Source organism: Spirulina sp. CCNP1310, from assembly GCF_034932185.1.
Lineage (GTDB): Bacteria > Cyanobacteriota > Cyanobacteriia > Cyanobacteriales > Spirulinaceae > Spirulina.
On the sequence record NZ_JAYGHW010000065.1, the window covers coordinates 1 to 14,284 of the forward strand.

A 14,284-nucleotide genomic window follows, 5' to 3' on the forward strand; every position below is an offset into this window, starting at 1 on the left:
TGGATAGCCAAGGTCGCGTCATCAACACCTGGGCGGACATCCTGAACCGCGCTAACCTCGGTTTTGAAGTGATGCACGAACGCAACGCCCACAACTTCCCCTTAGATTTGGCTTCTGCTGAGTCTGCGCCTGTGGCTCTGACTGCTCCTGCGATCAACGGTTAAGATTCTGGTTTAACAACCAATCTATAACTGAATAAAGCCCCCTCATCACGAGGGGGCTTTATTTTATAAAGCAAGAAAACGAACACGGTGAATTTACTACCCTATTCCGAAAATGCTGTAGTTGACATTCGCAAACTTCGAGACTACTGCCTTAACCAAAATCATGATGATGGTAAGCACAAAGCCCGTTTATTTTCTGCTATTTTAGGGATGACTGATGCTGACGCTGAAGAGCTACGCAAAATTCTTCTCAAAATTGTGAAAACCCAAGTGGCTCATCCAGGACGGCAAGATGCATATGGGCAACGTTACACTATAGATTTCACGCTTGAATGGCAAAATAGAACTGCAATCGTTCGGAGTGGCTGGATTATTGAAAATAATTCTGATATTCCAAGATTAACAACTTGCTATCCTCTGTAGCTTTTGAAGGTGATATAAAATGAAAATGAATACAGTCAAGTTACTTGATGTAGTCGCTCTGGTTGTTGATCTCCCCCAGTACAATTTGTGTCAGGGGCAGGTGGGGACGGTTGTTGAAATTTTGGCTAGTGGGACGGCATTTGAAGTTGAGTTTAGCGATCGCACCGGCCGTACCTATGAGTCTCTTGGGCTATGTCCAGAACAAATTATGGTGTTACATTTTGAGCCAATTGCTCCCAGTTCAACAACTGTAATGGTTACAGCATAGGCGGGAGAAGAATTCAATTGGAGCATATTTCTGGAAGCCGCTCAAGCGAACCATCAAGCCAAAAGCTTTAATGGGTAAGGTTTCTATGCCGACTATAAAGTTTTGTATATGATGTGTCTAATAGTTTGGGACACCTCGATATTTATATGCTAGATTCATCTTTGAGTTTGGCTGTGAAAGAAATTTAATTTCCATAACCTTCAAGTAGATCGACTGCTTAAGGAGATTGCTATAAAGGAAAAAACTACTTTACTGATTTATAAGTTTTAAGGAGATCTGTGGGCGAAGAACTGTGGCGGCTCAGTAAGCGTCGAAAAGCACTCAATCAACTACACGAAATTGAAGAACGCCAAAATACTACGCTTGTCGTTCACTATTCGTGTGAAAGTTTTTATGACAGATCTGATGGTTCAACACCAAGAATCACGTCAATTGCTGTCCATAACTTTACATCAGGTCAAACCGAATCTTTTTCAATTCATAAAATTGCTGAGTTAGATAATCTTCTAAATACAGAAATTGTTGATAGGTACAATCATCTTGAGCGTCGGATGCTTGACGAATTTTTTGATTTTCTGAAAATGAACGAAAAATACACTTGGGTTCATTGGAATATGAGGGATATTAATTATGGTTTTCAAGCCATTGAGCATAGATATCGGGTACTAGGTGGTAATCCAATACGTTTGCCTGAAGAGCGGAAGTTTGATTTAGCTCGCGCTCTTATGAATGTTTATGGCAAAAACTATATAGGCCATCCTCGACTGGAAAGTCTTACAAAGAAGAATAAAATTTCTGATATTGGATATCTGAATGGGCCAGATGAAGCAATTGCATTTGAAGCTAGGGAGTTTGTGAAACTTCATCAATCAACACTTCGTAAGGTTAATGTCATTGCAAACATTCTTGAACAAACACTGGAAGGAAATTTAAAAACAGATGCCAAGTGGTATCAGGTTTATGGATTTCATCCAAAGGCTTTGTTAGAAATTATCACTGAGCATTGGTGTTGGAGCTTAGCTGGTGTGATTGCCACAATTATCACAATTCTGACTGTTTTTCGATAAACTGTCTGAAAATTTAGTCGGGCGGATTCCCGGAAGCTTTTGTTTCGTGCTGACTTCAAGATAATTTACAGTCGCCTAATCAAATTTTTTAGGTACTTGTTACCGCTTACAGTGACAGGCGATCGCCCTCCTGCATCACCACCTAACGTCCTCATAGATCTGTGCCATCGTGAGTTGCAGATCTACAGACTCTAGATACAGATCATCATCTGCATTCAACAGTTCCACTGTCCAATAACCTGAAGCTTGGCGACGATAGACTTCAACCTTGATGCAATCCTGGGAGACCAATACATATTCCTGTAAACTTTCCAAGTTTTGATAGTGCATCAGTTTTTCACGCCGATCCGTTGCCTCAGTCGTTTTAGAAAGAACCTCAATAATTAACGTCGGTTGCGTTTTGAAATATTCCTCATTGTCTTCCGGGTGACAGGTGACAAGGAGATCCGGGTAGTAAAAAATGTCATTCTTCACCCTCACCTTCATGTCCGACATGAACGTGCGGCAACCAGTCCCCCGCAAATGGGGCCGGAGTTGGGCAAAGAGATTACCCGCAATCAGGTTGTGGGCTTCGCTCGCTCCGGCCATGGCGAACACATAACCGCTAACATATTCATGGCGGATGCTGCTGGCTGCTTCAGCTTCCAGATAGTCCGCCACGGTCAACAACCAGAGAGGCGATCGCATCGGTCTTACTCCAAAATCCAAGGGGGTCTTAACCCTACTCTAAAGCAATGGGCAGCGATCGCCCCGCCCCACTGATGGCGAAAACCCTACCCGATCTAGGGGGATAATCCCTAATCTGAGTCAGAGCCACAACCCTTTAGAATAAAAAAATCATGACAGTTTAAATCAAGCTCCTATGCAACCCACCAATCCTAATCAATTTACCGAAAAAGCTTGGGCTGCGATCGTCAAAACCCCCGAAATTACCAAGCAAAATCGCCAGCAGCAGCTTGAAAGTGAACACCTATTAAAAGCCCTATTGGAGGATAACGGCCTAGCCAGCAGTATTTTTAGCAAGGCTGGGGCGAGTGTGCAAACCCTGCGCGATCGCACCGACGAATTTATCAACCGTCAGCCCAAACTTAACCAAGTCAGCGACTCCGTTTATCTGGGCCGCAGCCTTGATACGCTCCTGGATCGGGCTGAGGCACACCGCAAAAAGTTCGAGGATGAATATATCTCCATTGAGCATCTGGTTTTAGGCTATGCTCAGGATGACCGCTTTGGTCGTGGCCTTCTGCAAGAAATTGGTCTCAACGAAGCCAAATTACTAGAAATCATTAAAAGTATTCGAGGCAATCAAAAAGTGACAGATCAGAACCCAGAAGGTAAATATGATTCTTTGGAAAAATATGGGCGGGAGCTAACAGAATTGGCTCGGGCCGGAAAACTTGATCCCGTCATTGGCCGGGATGATGAAATCCGCCGCACGATTCAAATTCTTTCCCGCCGTACCAAAAATAACCCCGTTTTAATTGGGGAGCCGGGGGTGGGAAAAACCGCCATTGTTGAAGGATTGGCCCAGCGAATTGTCAGCCGTGATGTGCCAGATTCTCTCAAAGATCGGAAAGTGGTTGCCCTGGATATGGGGGCCTTAATTGCGGGGGCAAAATATCGGGGGGAATTTGAAGAACGCCTGAAAGCCGTATTGAAAGAAGTGACAGAATCCAATGGGCAAATTGTTTTATTTATTGATGAAATTCACACCGTAGTTGGGGCGGGAGCCACCCAAGGGGCGATGGATGCGGGGAATTTATTAAAACCGATGTTAGCGCGGGGCGAACTACGCTGCATTGGGGCTACAACTCTGGATGAATATCGTAAATATATTGAAAAAGATGCGGCGTTAGAGCGGCGATTTCAATCGGTGATGGTGAATGAACCGACGGAAATTGATACGATTTCAATCCTAAGGGGTTTAAAGGAACGTTATGAGGTTCACCATGGGGTGAAAATTGCTGATAATGCTCTGGTTGCGGCGGCAACCCTTTCTAATCGGTATATTAGCGATCGCTTCCTTCCCGATAAAGCCATTGATTTAGTCGATGAAGCAGCGGCAAAGTTAAAAATGGAAATCACTTCTAAGCCGGAAGAACTGGACGAAGTGGATCGCAAAGTGTTGCAATTGGAGATGGAGAAACTTTCCTTGCAAAAAGAAGCGGATCAAATGTCTCAAGAGCGGCTGAAAATTTTAGAAAAGGAATTAGCAAACTTTAAAGAGGAGCAATCTCGCCTTAATGCCCAATGGAATTCTGAAAAAGCGGTGATTGATCAACTGCAAACCATTAAGGAAACCATTGATCATGTCAATGTCGAAATTCAACAGGCTCAACGGGATTATGATTATAACCGAGCGGCGGAATTGCAATATGGCAAGCTGACGGATTTGCAGCGACAGGCGAAGGAAGTGGAGCAAAAGTTAGCGGAGATTCAAACCACGGGTAAATCTCTCTTGCGGGAGGAGGTTTTAGAGTCGGATATTGCCGAAATTATTTCTAAATGGACAGGGATTCCGGTGAGTAAATTGGTGGAATCAGAAAAAGAAAAACTCCTCCATTTAGAGGATGAACTTCATGAACGGGTGGTGGGTCAAGATGAGGCCGTGACGGCGGTAGCGGATGCAATTCAGCGATCGCGTGCGGGTTTGGCCGATCCCAACCGACCCATTGCTAGCTTTATTTTTCTCGGGCCCACAGGGGTAGGAAAAACCGAATTAGCCAAGGCACTTGCCCGTAATTTGTTTGATACAGAAGCGGCGATGGTGCGGATTGATATGTCGGAATATATGGAAAAACATAGTGTTTCCCGCTTAATGGGCGCACCTCCGGGCTATGTGGGCTATGAGCAGGGGGGGCAACTGACGGAAGCGATTCGCCGCCGTCCCTATTCGGTGATTCTGTTCGATGAAATTGAAAAGGCCCATGGTGATGTGTTTAACGTCATGTTGCAAATTCTCGATGATGGTCGCCTCACCGATGCCCAAGGGCGGACGGTGGATTTCAAAAACACGATCATCATTATGACGAGTAATATTGGCTCGCAATTTATTCTTGAATTTGCCTTTGATGAAAGTGAGGCGCAGTATGAGGCGATGCGGAGCCGGGTGATGGATGCGATGCGGTCTAGTTTCCGTCCGGAATTTCTCAACCGAGTGGATGAAATTATCATTTTCCGCAACTTGATTAAGGCGCAATTGCGGAAAATTGTGCAGTTGCAAACGGAGCGGCTCAATCAACGGTTAGAGGAGCAAAAGTTAGGTTTACAATTGAGTGAGGAGGCGTTAGATTATTTGGCCGATAAGGGTTATGATCCCGTTTATGGGGCGCGGCCCTTGAAGCGGGCGGTACAGCGGTATTTGGAGACGGCGATCGCCAAGGAAATCCTGCGGGGTCGTTATCAACCGGGCGATCGCATTGATGTGGCCGTGGAAGGGGATCATTTGGTGTTTAAACAACTGCCGTCGGCGTTGCTGAAGTTGTAGACGGCAGAGAGGGGCGAAAAATTTTTCGCCCCTACACATCCTCCTCATTGCAAAATCGAAATCTCCGCCATTTGGGGATCGAACACTGCTGATTTTTGCCCCTGGCTCCGGGCGGCAAATGTCAATAAATCTAGCGGCGTTTGCACCACATCGAGAATTTTCCCCCTGAGCAAAGCCGGGGGCAATTCCTTAACCGCCCAACGAGCGAGGCGGTAGCTCAATTCTTGAGCCGTGAGGGAACGCATTAAGGGGACACCGTGCAACTGGTGGAGGTATTGGTTCGACCGGCCATAGCGTCGCCATTGGCTTTGTAATTCTTTGAGCGTGCGGCGGTGGCGGTGCTGAACGATCGCCTCCGGCACAAACTGCCAACCACAGCCGGTTTCCCGCAAAATTCGCCAACAGAGATCCGCATCGCCTCCGGTGGTGAGGTGGGGACGAAATAAACCTGTGGTGGTGAGGAGCGATCGCCGCACCGCTAAATTCGCCGTCTGGCCGTAGGGGCAAAAGGGATGATTGAGGGTGTGGCGTTGGGAGAGGGTGGTTTTGCGTTCGGCGTAGCGTTCTAAGAGGCTATCCCCTGGTAAGGCGACGACTTCGCCAACGCTGAGGCCGAGGCTTTGATCCGCAAAAGGGGCAACGAGGCGAGTGAGCCAATCAGGGACAGGGCGACAGTCGGCATCGGTGAAGGCGAGGATTTCCCCCCTTGCGGCAAGAATGCCCGTATTGCGGGCGGCATAGGAACTTTGGATCGTGGCTTCGAGGAGCGATCGCCCCTGCAACCCTTTCACCCCCCAAGATTCCACCGCAGCGTTCAACAAAACAGGAGTCTGATCCTGGCTGTGGTTATCCACCAGCAAATATTCTACCTGTGTCCTGGGATAGGTTTGCTGCTCCACACAGGACAGCAGATCCGGTAGATCCGCCGCCCCGTTATAAATGGGAACAATCACCGAAACGGTGGGGGAATAGGGTGAAAGATTTGGACTCTTCACCCCGCCTTAAACCAAGCTGTAGAGCAATCCCCCCACAAGCTGCACCAAAAACTGTCCCAAAAACGAAAGGGCAAAGAAGGCCAGCATCGGAGAAATATCTAATCCCCCCAAGGGTGGGATCAAGGAGCGAAACACATTTAAATAGGGGTCAGTAATCGGGCTGAGAGCACTGATCCCCTGTTGCGCCCAACCGGCCCCTTGGAACCAGGTGAGTAAAACGCGGATTAATAAAATAACCGTGTAGAGGTTAAGAAAGTTTTGTAGGCCAACGACCAAAACTCTAACAACATCAGCATCCATAGGGCAATTTCCTACTGAAATAACGACTTTCTTTGCATTGTACAAGTTGAGGCTGAGTTATGGCTCTGGCGAGGAACCATTCACAGAACCAAGCTGCTCCCGCACATCGTCGATCGCCAGGTTCAACTGGGCGATTTTGCTCTCTAAGCTGCGCCGGGCCCCCTCAATGCTCTCTTCCGTGGGTTCTTGGCCTTCTAATTCTTCGCTGGCGGCGTGGGGCGATCGCCTCGAAGCCGCCAACGCCCCCACAATCCCCCCCACAGCACCGCCAATCAAGGCCCCCAGTAGGAAACCGCTGCCAAATCCATCCCGTTGACTCATGATTTAAAATCCCCTTAAAATTGGCTTCAATCTGGGATTATTTTAAGTCCCGAAGGCGCGATCGCCCGCATCCCCCAAACCCGGCACAATATAGCCGTGGTCATTTAACCCCTCATCAATCATCGCTGTATACACCGTGAGGCTGGGATAGGCCGCGCTCAACTGCTGCAAAGCAGGGGGAGCCGCCACCACGCATTCAATGCGCACATTGGCAGGATCAACACCCCGACTCACCACTTCCGCCATCGCCGTCATGATTGATCCCCCCGTGGCTAACATCGGATCAAGAATCAAGACCCGCGTATCAGGAGCCAATTGGGGCGGTAATTTATTCAAATAACAACTATTATCCAGGGTTTCCTCATTGCGGACTAAGCCCAGATGGTAGGTGGAGGCCAGAGGCAGAAGGGTTTGCGCCCCATCCAAGAGGGCCAGGCCCGCCCGCAAAATGGGAACGAGGGCAATGGGAACCATGGGATCGATCAGCGTGGCGGGGGCTTCAGCCAAGGGAGTTGTCACCGTTGTTTCTCCCGTGGGGAGCCAATGGCGGCTGACTTCGTAGGTAAGCCAGCGGCCCAACTCCGTCATCGCACTTTTGAACAACACTGAGGGGGTATCGCGATCGCGGGCCACCCCCAACCAATGCTTAATCAGGGGGTGATCCGGGACGTAAACGCGCAATTGTAGGGTCATGGGGGTTTGATGAGGACTACCAACCCTTTAGCATACTGCTTTTTTCCCCAGCAAAACTAGAGCCGTTTCCCCTGATCAACGGGAGAGGCAGAGAGGGATTTTTGAGGAGGATGGGCGGCGATCGCCCGATCCGCCCGCATCGCTTCCCCCACCGTCACATTCAACTGACTCCCCACCAAAATCACCAAGGATGTTAACTGCAACCACAGTAGCAAGACCATCACCGTCCCCACCGCTCCATAGACCCGGTTATAGGCCCCGAAATTATTCACATAGAGGCGAAATAACCAAGAAATCCCCAGCCAAGACAGCGCCGCCAACACCGCACCGGGCAACAGCGGCGTACCTCGATGCCAACGACTCGGCCCCAAACGGTAAAGCAGCACAAAAGCAATCACCACTAACCCCATCACAAAAGGAAGGTTGAGAGTTCGCCACAGCCGCAAGAGTAAAAAAGTACCCTCTTTCACCCGATAGATGGGGAAAGTTTCCAGGATGTTCAACGTAGCAGCAATCAGTTGGTTGCCGATCAGGATGAAGAAGGCGGCGATCGCCAACAGCAAAATACTCGCGATCGTCAACAGCATCGCCACCCCCCGCGCCTGCCAAAAAGGCCGACGCAAACGGCGGGGAATGCGATGAATCTGATCAAAGGCATTCATGGCGGTACAGAGGGCCGAGGAGGCAATCCACACCGCCACGATAAAACTGATCGAAAACAAACCGCCATTCTTGCGCCCTGTAATTTCCGTGACAAAATTCCCCAACAATTGCCACATCAAATCAGGGATCACAATCCGCAAACTATAGGCCGCATCCCGCAACACCGCATAAAGTGAAGCATCATCCACCTGGACAAACGGGTTGAGGATATCGCGCAACAGCGTTTGCAAAGACTCCTCAAACAACCCGACCGCCGTCAGTAGGGCTAAAATTGCCGGGAAGAGGGCCAAGATCGAACCATAGGCCATTTCCGTTGCCAAACCATTGAGGCGCTGTTGAATCACCCGCTCAAGGGTTTGGCGCAGAACTGGCCCACGGAGATAGGTAAAAAATAGAATCCAAGGGGGCAAAGCCATTGGAAGCGGTGTTATTCCTCTGTGGCAGGTTCAGCGGCTTCCGTCGGTTGGGCCTGTCGTTGCTGCATGGCTTCCTGTTGACGACGACGAAAATCTTCCGTCGCCTTGTCCAGGTTGCGGCTATTAGATTCAAAATCAAAGGGAGTATTGATTTGGCGCGAGCGATGGATCAAATCCATCGGATTGAAAACGCCATCCCCGAAGACGGGATCCCGCTCGTTGGTAGGGAAGGGGTCGGTGGGGGATTGAGTCTGCGCCCAAGTGGGTGCGGCGGCGGCGGCGAGGATGAGGGTGGCGAGGGCGAAGGGAGAGATCAGTGTTTTGAGGTTCATGACGGTTTCGGGGGCGATCGCAATAGCCCCTATTCTAACAGAGGAATCTGATCTGCCGTCTCACCCCTAGGGTTGAGCGATCGCCCCGAAGCAAGGCGAGCAGACCTTTTCAAGTAGATCCGCAGGGGAACGAGTTTGGATTACGGTTCTGTGTTATCCTAGCGAGAAGAAATTAGGTTCGGTAGATTCAATGCTTTTTGGCTCGACAGATGTATCTCCGACATTTAGTTTCTCGAATGGATCGTTTGATTGTGTTGGAGATACCCATGTCAATTTATGTTGGTAATCTTGCCTATACTGTGACGCAAGAGCAACTTCAAGAAGTGTTTTCCGATTATGGTGAGGTGAAGCGCGTTTCACTGCCAATGGATCGCGAAACTGGTCGCCCCCGTGGCTTTGGTTTTGTAGAAATGGCTGAAGATGCCCAGGAAGACAAAGCCATTGAAGAATTAGACGGTGCGGAATGGATGGGGCGCGTCCTTAAGGTCAATAAGGCTCGTCCAAAGGAAACCAACAAGCGTTATTAATTCAACCTGGGGATCAATGCCCCTTTAGTGATATAAATAAAGGCTTGGATTGGGTAGTACGCTACCCCTGACCCGTTGGCAACGGGTCTTTTTGATTGTACAGTGGTAATTAAACCCGTAGGAGGATAGCGAATGACTCAGGTGACAGTGGGAGAAAACGAAGGCATTGAATCAGCCTTACGCCGGTTCCGAAGAGAAGTATCGAAGGCTGGCATTTTTGCAGATATGAAGCGTCTGCGCCATTTTGAAACGCCACAGGAAAAGAAAAAACGTAAGGCGATCGCCCGACGACGGAAAAAGCGGTTCAGCTAAACGCAACAGGTTTCCATTGCGCCACACCACCCAGCCAGGGGCATGAAGCGGTTCATGCCCCTGGCGCTTCTCTGGGGATGGCCAAATCCTTAACTATTCCGCGAGTTCGGTGTTGAACTCGTTATAGGAGCGCCGCTGAAAATCCTTCGTGGTTTTCGCCGGGAGATCAAAAATATCCCGAAACACCTGATCGAGGGTTTCGTAGGCAACTGTCCCCGTTTGATCAAAGCGCACCTGACCTGTTCCATCCAAAATCACCGTTTGGGGTACACCTTCATGGTAGTAGTAGGCGGGATCCAGGGGTGTAGGTGTTATTTCAGGATTGAGGGCATCGACGCTGATCGGTAAAAATGAGGTGCGTCGGCCATAGAACTCTTGAAGTCGCGAGACGACGATCGCAAACTGCTTGCAGTCTTGGCTGTCATCGACATAGAAAGTTAGCATCGTTGGCCGGCCTTGGCCCAAAGCCTGGGCCAGGGTTTCCTTCACCGGGACGAGGGAGCCATTGCCCGCATAAAGGACAAAAATGTTGCCGTCGTAGCGGTCATCATTGATCCCCGCCATAGCGGTAGGTGAGAGGCCAAACCAGCACAGGAGGCTGATCAGCACCACCAGCGCCGGCCGGAGGGCCAGCATCAGGAGCGATCGCCCCATGGATTGGAAAAATAGAGACACGTTGATATATCCTCAGATAGTTGGAGTTCTGCTTGTATGATGAGGGCACTGGCCCCTTGGCTCGCAACTCCCAGTTTGAGCAGGGCATTTGTCGCACAGTGCTGAACAACACAGTAAGATAACTTAATATCATCAAGGGTGGACTAAACTCAATGCCCTACCATATTGCATGAGGAGTAGTTATGGCAGAACTGAATAAACAAGATATGCGCGATCGACTTGGCAATGTTGAGCAGATCCGAGAAATCCTTTTTGGTACTCAACTGCGCGATTACGAGCAACGCATCGAAAAACTCGAAGCGGACTCAGCGGCGATGAATCAGGAATTGCGCGATCGCCTCGATCAGATGCAAAGCACCCTATCGGGAGAACTCAAAGGGATTGCTGATTCCTTAGAAAAAAAACTAAAGTACCTTAGTTTAACCACCCACGACGAAACCACCAAGCTATGGCAAAAACTCGAACAAACCAGCCAAAAAAACTACAACATTCTCGAAACCCTCAATAAAACCTTCACCTCGAAAACCGCCAGCCTGCGGGAAGAACTCACCCAAACCCAAGAACAATTTCAAACCGAAAGCCAAACGTTAAAAGTTAAAATCTTTGAAGAACTCGAAAAGTGTTTTTCAACCCTGCGGGATGCCAAAGTTTCCCGCGTTGATCTCGCAGAAGTTTTGTTTGAGCTTTGTATCAAAGTGAAGGGTACAGAATTTGTCCCCGATCTCAAAGAAGCCATGGAAAATCATCTGCAAACGGATTTTCTTTTACCGGAGGAAGAACGCCCTCCGATCAAACAAACTTCTCAATCATCCGGCATAATGTAGGAGGTCCCCCCTTAACCGTATTTCTTCTTGACCCTGTGATCATTCCACCCGTTAACCCGATGCCCATTGCTCCATTGTGATCACATTGGTTTTAGGAGGATGGGAAGGGCTGGAAAACCACATCGGGCGGGCCGGGAAATCAAAACCTTATTTTTCTGCACAAAGGCAGTTATGCCTGTTTCCCCAGACGATTCCACTGCTCCTGCTCTGTCTCAGCACAGCACGATCTCAACGGTGACTGAATCACCCCACAGCAACGACTTTGCCCTGGGGGAATTGTTTCAGTTTCTGACCGAAAAGGATGTGCGTCCCCAGGGCCATCCTGTGGCTCCTGCTGCTGCGCGTAATGGTGCGAAATCTGCCCTCACCACGGATGAGGCAGGGGAACGCCTACGGCAACTCCTGCTGGATTTACTCGATATTGAAGCCCAACAAGCCCGGGCAAATCCAGATACTCCGGAAGAAGAACAGGTTTGGCAATTACGGCTGCGACAATTAGAGCACCAATGTCGTGATCCTCGCGTCATGGGTCAGGTGATTTTTCCGGTTTTTGCGGTTTTATTGCAGAAAAAGATTGCCCAATCCCCTGAAGAAATTATTCCGGCCTTGGCGTTAATTATTGATCGGGTGATTGAAACTCGCAGCCAAGGCGATCGCACCGCTCTGAGTAAAGTCCTCGCCACGGCGATTCCTGGGGCGATTTCCAAACAATTGGGGGAGGCCCCCAACGAGGTGATCCAAGCCATTGCCCCCGCTATGGGCAAAGCCATCACCGAGCAAGTCCGCCTCGATCGCGATGCCATGGTGGACGCACTCTATCCCGTGATTGGCAACACCATTTCCAAATACATGGGGGAGGTGGTCAGCCAGATCAATACCAGAGTCGAGCAGACCTTGAGCATCCAGGGGATTATGCGTCGGTTTTCCCTCCGATGGCAGGGGATTTCCGATGCGGAACAGATTTTGCGCGATGCCCTGCCCTTTCGGGTGCAGGCGGTGTTTTTAATCCATAAAAATTCTGGTCTGGTGATTGCTGAAGTTCAGCAGTCCGGCTCCCAAGCCTTGGAAACCGATATGCTCGCCGGGATGCTCACCGCCATCCGTAGTTTTGCCGGGGAATGCTCCACCGACCCCCGCCATCAATCGGAACTAACCAAGATCGACTACGAAGATTTTCAAATCATCATGGAGGTGGCGGGCTATTGCTATATTGCCGCCGTTACCCAGGGCGATCCCCCAACGAATTTTTCAATTAAATTACGGCAAACCCTGAGCGCGATTATCCTCAACCATGGCTATGGGGGGCTGCTGGAGCAGTTTGATGGGGATGCGCGGACGGTTCCCGACTCGATTCCGCAACTGTTAACGGAGTTACTCATTGCACCAACGGTACTGGACAAACCGAAGGTACGACGGCGACCCCTGCCGGTGGGGCTTTTGATTTTACTGATTCTGTTGGGGATTCCTTTGGGGTGGGTTTACTATCGCCATTGGCAAAAACAACAGGTCATTTTGGCGGTGGATGAGGCGATCGCTGCCACTCCCAACCTAGCCCTCTATGCCATTCGCCCCCAAATTGAAGGGGGAACCCTGATCCTGAACGGGAAAGTGCCTAGCCCTGACCTGCGGGAGGAGGCGGGGATAGTGGCCCTTGATGTTGCCCCAGATTTGGTGCTGGACAATCAACTATTAACGGTGGTGGCTCCCCCCAACCCAGAGGCGATCGCCGCTGAAGCCCAACGCCTCACCCAAAGTTTTGGCCAAATGTTAGGGGCGATGCTCACAAGCCGCTATGATCGGGTCAATCAGCAATTGATGGTTGAAGGGGGGGCGATCGCCCCCGAACGGATCACGACGCTTACCGAAAGCCTCCGGCAGATCCCCGGCGTGCAATCGGTGGTTTTAACTTTCAGTGGCGACCCCTCCCCCACCGCCCAGCGACTCTACTTCAACACCAATGGGACGATCATTTCCCCCCAGGAGCAGACCCAAAAACTGGAACCCTTGGTGGCTCATTTACAGGCTAACCCCAATATCCGCCTGCAAATCATCGGCCATACTGATACCAGTGGCACCGAGAAAATTAATCGTCAACTGGCCCCGGAGCGGGCCCAAGTGGTGAAAGATGCCTTAGTGCAGTTGGGGATTGATGGCGATCGCCTCGTCACTGCCGGGACGATCGCCCCCCCTCCCCAAGTGACGGAGAGTGATGCACTATGGTTAAGTCGGTGTGTGCGCTTTGAAGTCCTCAATTAAGTCAGGTTATGGTCACAGTTTCTAAGAAAATTTGTATGGTGGGGGATTTTGGCGTGGGAAAAACCAGCCTGATCCGTCGATTCGTGGATCGGGAATTTAGCGATCGCTACCTCTCCACCGTTGGAGTGAAAATTTCCCGCAAAGTCATCCCCCTCACCACCAATGCTGATATTGATGAACTGAAGCTGCTGATTTGGGATTTAGAGGGCCAAACCAAGTTTAAAGCAATCACCCCCACCTATCTCCAGGGTTCTAGCGGTGTGCTGATCGTGGCCGATGTCACCCGGCCAGAGACAATTAGCCACATTGAAGATCATCTGCAACTGTTTTTTGGCGTGAATCCAGCGGGGTGGGTGGCGATCGCCCTCAACAAAACCGACCTCCTCGATAGTGACGAAAAAGCCTATTTACAAAGCACAATTCAGTTTGACCATCCACATCTGCTGGGCCCCTACCTCACCTCCGCCAAAACTGGCGATCATGTGGATGAAATTTTTACTGAACTGGCCACAAATATGTTGTCCTAAACCCGTAAAGTTCATCTCACCTGATTGTTGCAGG

17 protein-coding genes and 1 pseudogene are annotated in these 14,284 nt (G+C 49.9%); 10 read left to right on the forward strand and 8 right to left on the reverse strand.

Translation table 11 applies throughout. The annotated features are described in order from the left end of the window. The 4 genes and pseudogenes from VB712_RS10835 to VB712_RS10850 form a co-directional block, all read left to right on the forward strand. A pseudogene (locus VB712_RS10835) lies at positions 1-164 on the forward strand (photosystem II q(b) protein); the annotation flags it as partial. An 87-nt stretch (positions 165-251) separates the two neighbouring features. Continuing rightward, entirely contained in the window at positions 252-587 is a 336-nt protein-coding gene (locus VB712_RS10840; RefSeq protein WP_323254578.1) for a DUF6883 domain-containing protein, read from the forward strand. 19 nt (positions 588-606) lie between these two features. Next, on the forward strand, positions 607-855 hold the full coding sequence (locus VB712_RS10845) for a DUF4926 domain-containing protein (RefSeq protein WP_416236322.1): 249 nt from the start codon (positions 607-609) through the stop codon (positions 853-855). Positions 856-1,133: 278 nt separating this feature from the next. Then, entirely contained in the window at positions 1,134-1,922 is a 789-nt protein-coding gene (locus VB712_RS10850; RefSeq protein WP_323254580.1) for a hypothetical protein, read from the forward strand. Positions 1,923-2,057: 135 nt separating this feature from the next. Here VB712_RS10850 and VB712_RS10855 read toward each other — a convergent pair whose 3' ends face one another. Further along, entirely contained in the window at positions 2,058-2,609 is a 552-nt protein-coding gene (locus tag VB712_RS10855) for a Uma2 family endonuclease (RefSeq protein WP_323254581.1), read from the reverse strand. A gap of 175 nt (positions 2,610-2,784) precedes the next feature. On the opposite strand from VB712_RS10855, the gene clpB reads away from it, so the two are divergent. Beyond that, a complete protein-coding gene (gene clpB / locus VB712_RS10860) occupies positions 2,785-5,409 on the forward strand; it encodes an ATP-dependent chaperone ClpB (RefSeq protein WP_323254582.1) in 2,625 nt (874 codons plus the stop codon). Positions 5,410-5,453: 44 nt separating this feature from the next. Here clpB and VB712_RS10865 read toward each other — a convergent pair whose 3' ends face one another. The 6 genes from VB712_RS10865 to VB712_RS10890 are packed head-to-tail and all read right to left on the reverse strand — an operon-like array spanning position 5,454 to position 9,129. Next, complete coding sequence (locus tag VB712_RS10865; RefSeq protein ID WP_323254583.1) at positions 5,454-6,404, reverse strand: glycosyltransferase; 951 nt, start codon at positions 6,402-6,404, stop codon at positions 5,454-5,456. Between the two features lie 6 nt (positions 6,405-6,410). Further along, positions 6,411-6,704, reverse strand: coding sequence for a YggT family protein (locus VB712_RS10870; protein WP_323254584.1), 294 nt, complete (start codon positions 6,702-6,704; stop codon positions 6,411-6,413). A 57-nt stretch (positions 6,705-6,761) separates the two neighbouring features. Next, positions 6,762-7,025, reverse strand: coding sequence for a hypothetical protein (locus VB712_RS10875; RefSeq protein ID WP_323254585.1), 264 nt, complete (start codon positions 7,023-7,025; stop codon positions 6,762-6,764). Between the two features lie 42 nt (positions 7,026-7,067). Continuing rightward, entirely contained in the window at positions 7,068-7,718 is a 651-nt protein-coding gene (gene upp, locus VB712_RS10880; protein WP_323254586.1) for a uracil phosphoribosyltransferase, read from the reverse strand. Positions 7,719-7,774: 56 nt separating this feature from the next. Then, positions 7,775-8,797, reverse strand: a complete 1,023-nt coding sequence (locus VB712_RS10885) for a YihY/virulence factor BrkB family protein (protein ID WP_416236323.1) — start codon at positions 8,795-8,797, stop codon at positions 7,775-7,777. A gap of 11 nt (positions 8,798-8,808) precedes the next feature. After that, positions 8,809-9,129, reverse strand: coding sequence for a hypothetical protein (locus VB712_RS10890; RefSeq protein ID WP_323254588.1), 321 nt, complete (start codon positions 9,127-9,129; stop codon positions 8,809-8,811). 266 nt (positions 9,130-9,395) lie between these two features. On the opposite strand from VB712_RS10890, the gene VB712_RS10895 reads away from it, so the two are divergent. Together VB712_RS10895 and rpsU are read left to right on the forward strand one after the other, a co-directional pair. Next, positions 9,396-9,656, forward strand: coding sequence for an RNA-binding protein (locus tag VB712_RS10895; protein ID WP_323254589.1), 261 nt, complete (start codon positions 9,396-9,398; stop codon positions 9,654-9,656). 132 nt (positions 9,657-9,788) lie between these two features. Next, a complete protein-coding gene (gene rpsU / locus VB712_RS10900) occupies positions 9,789-9,968 on the forward strand; it encodes a 30S ribosomal protein S21 (protein ID WP_072621663.1) in 180 nt (59 codons plus the stop codon). Between the two features lie 93 nt (positions 9,969-10,061). Here rpsU and VB712_RS10905 read toward each other — a convergent pair whose 3' ends face one another. Then, positions 10,062-10,643, reverse strand: coding sequence for a thylakoid membrane photosystem I accumulation factor (locus VB712_RS10905; RefSeq protein ID WP_323254590.1), 582 nt, complete (start codon positions 10,641-10,643; stop codon positions 10,062-10,064). A gap of 182 nt (positions 10,644-10,825) precedes the next feature. Between VB712_RS10905 and VB712_RS10910 the strand changes: the two genes are divergently transcribed. From VB712_RS10910 to VB712_RS10920, 3 genes are all read left to right on the forward strand, one after another. Further along, positions 10,826-11,467 carry a hypothetical protein gene (locus tag VB712_RS10910; protein ID WP_323254591.1) on the forward strand — a complete coding sequence of 214 codons (642 nt, stop codon included), beginning with the start codon at positions 10,826-10,828 and terminating at the stop codon, positions 11,465-11,467. Between the two features lie 171 nt (positions 11,468-11,638). Further along, positions 11,639-13,723, forward strand: a complete 2,085-nt coding sequence (locus tag VB712_RS10915; RefSeq protein ID WP_323254592.1) for an OmpA family protein — start codon at positions 11,639-11,641, stop codon at positions 13,721-13,723. Between the two features lie 8 nt (positions 13,724-13,731). Continuing rightward, positions 13,732-14,250: a Rab family GTPase gene (locus VB712_RS10920; protein ID WP_323254593.1), complete on the forward strand. Its 519-nt coding sequence runs from the start codon at positions 13,732-13,734 to the stop codon at positions 14,248-14,250. Positions 14,251-14,284: the final 34 nt, after the last annotated feature.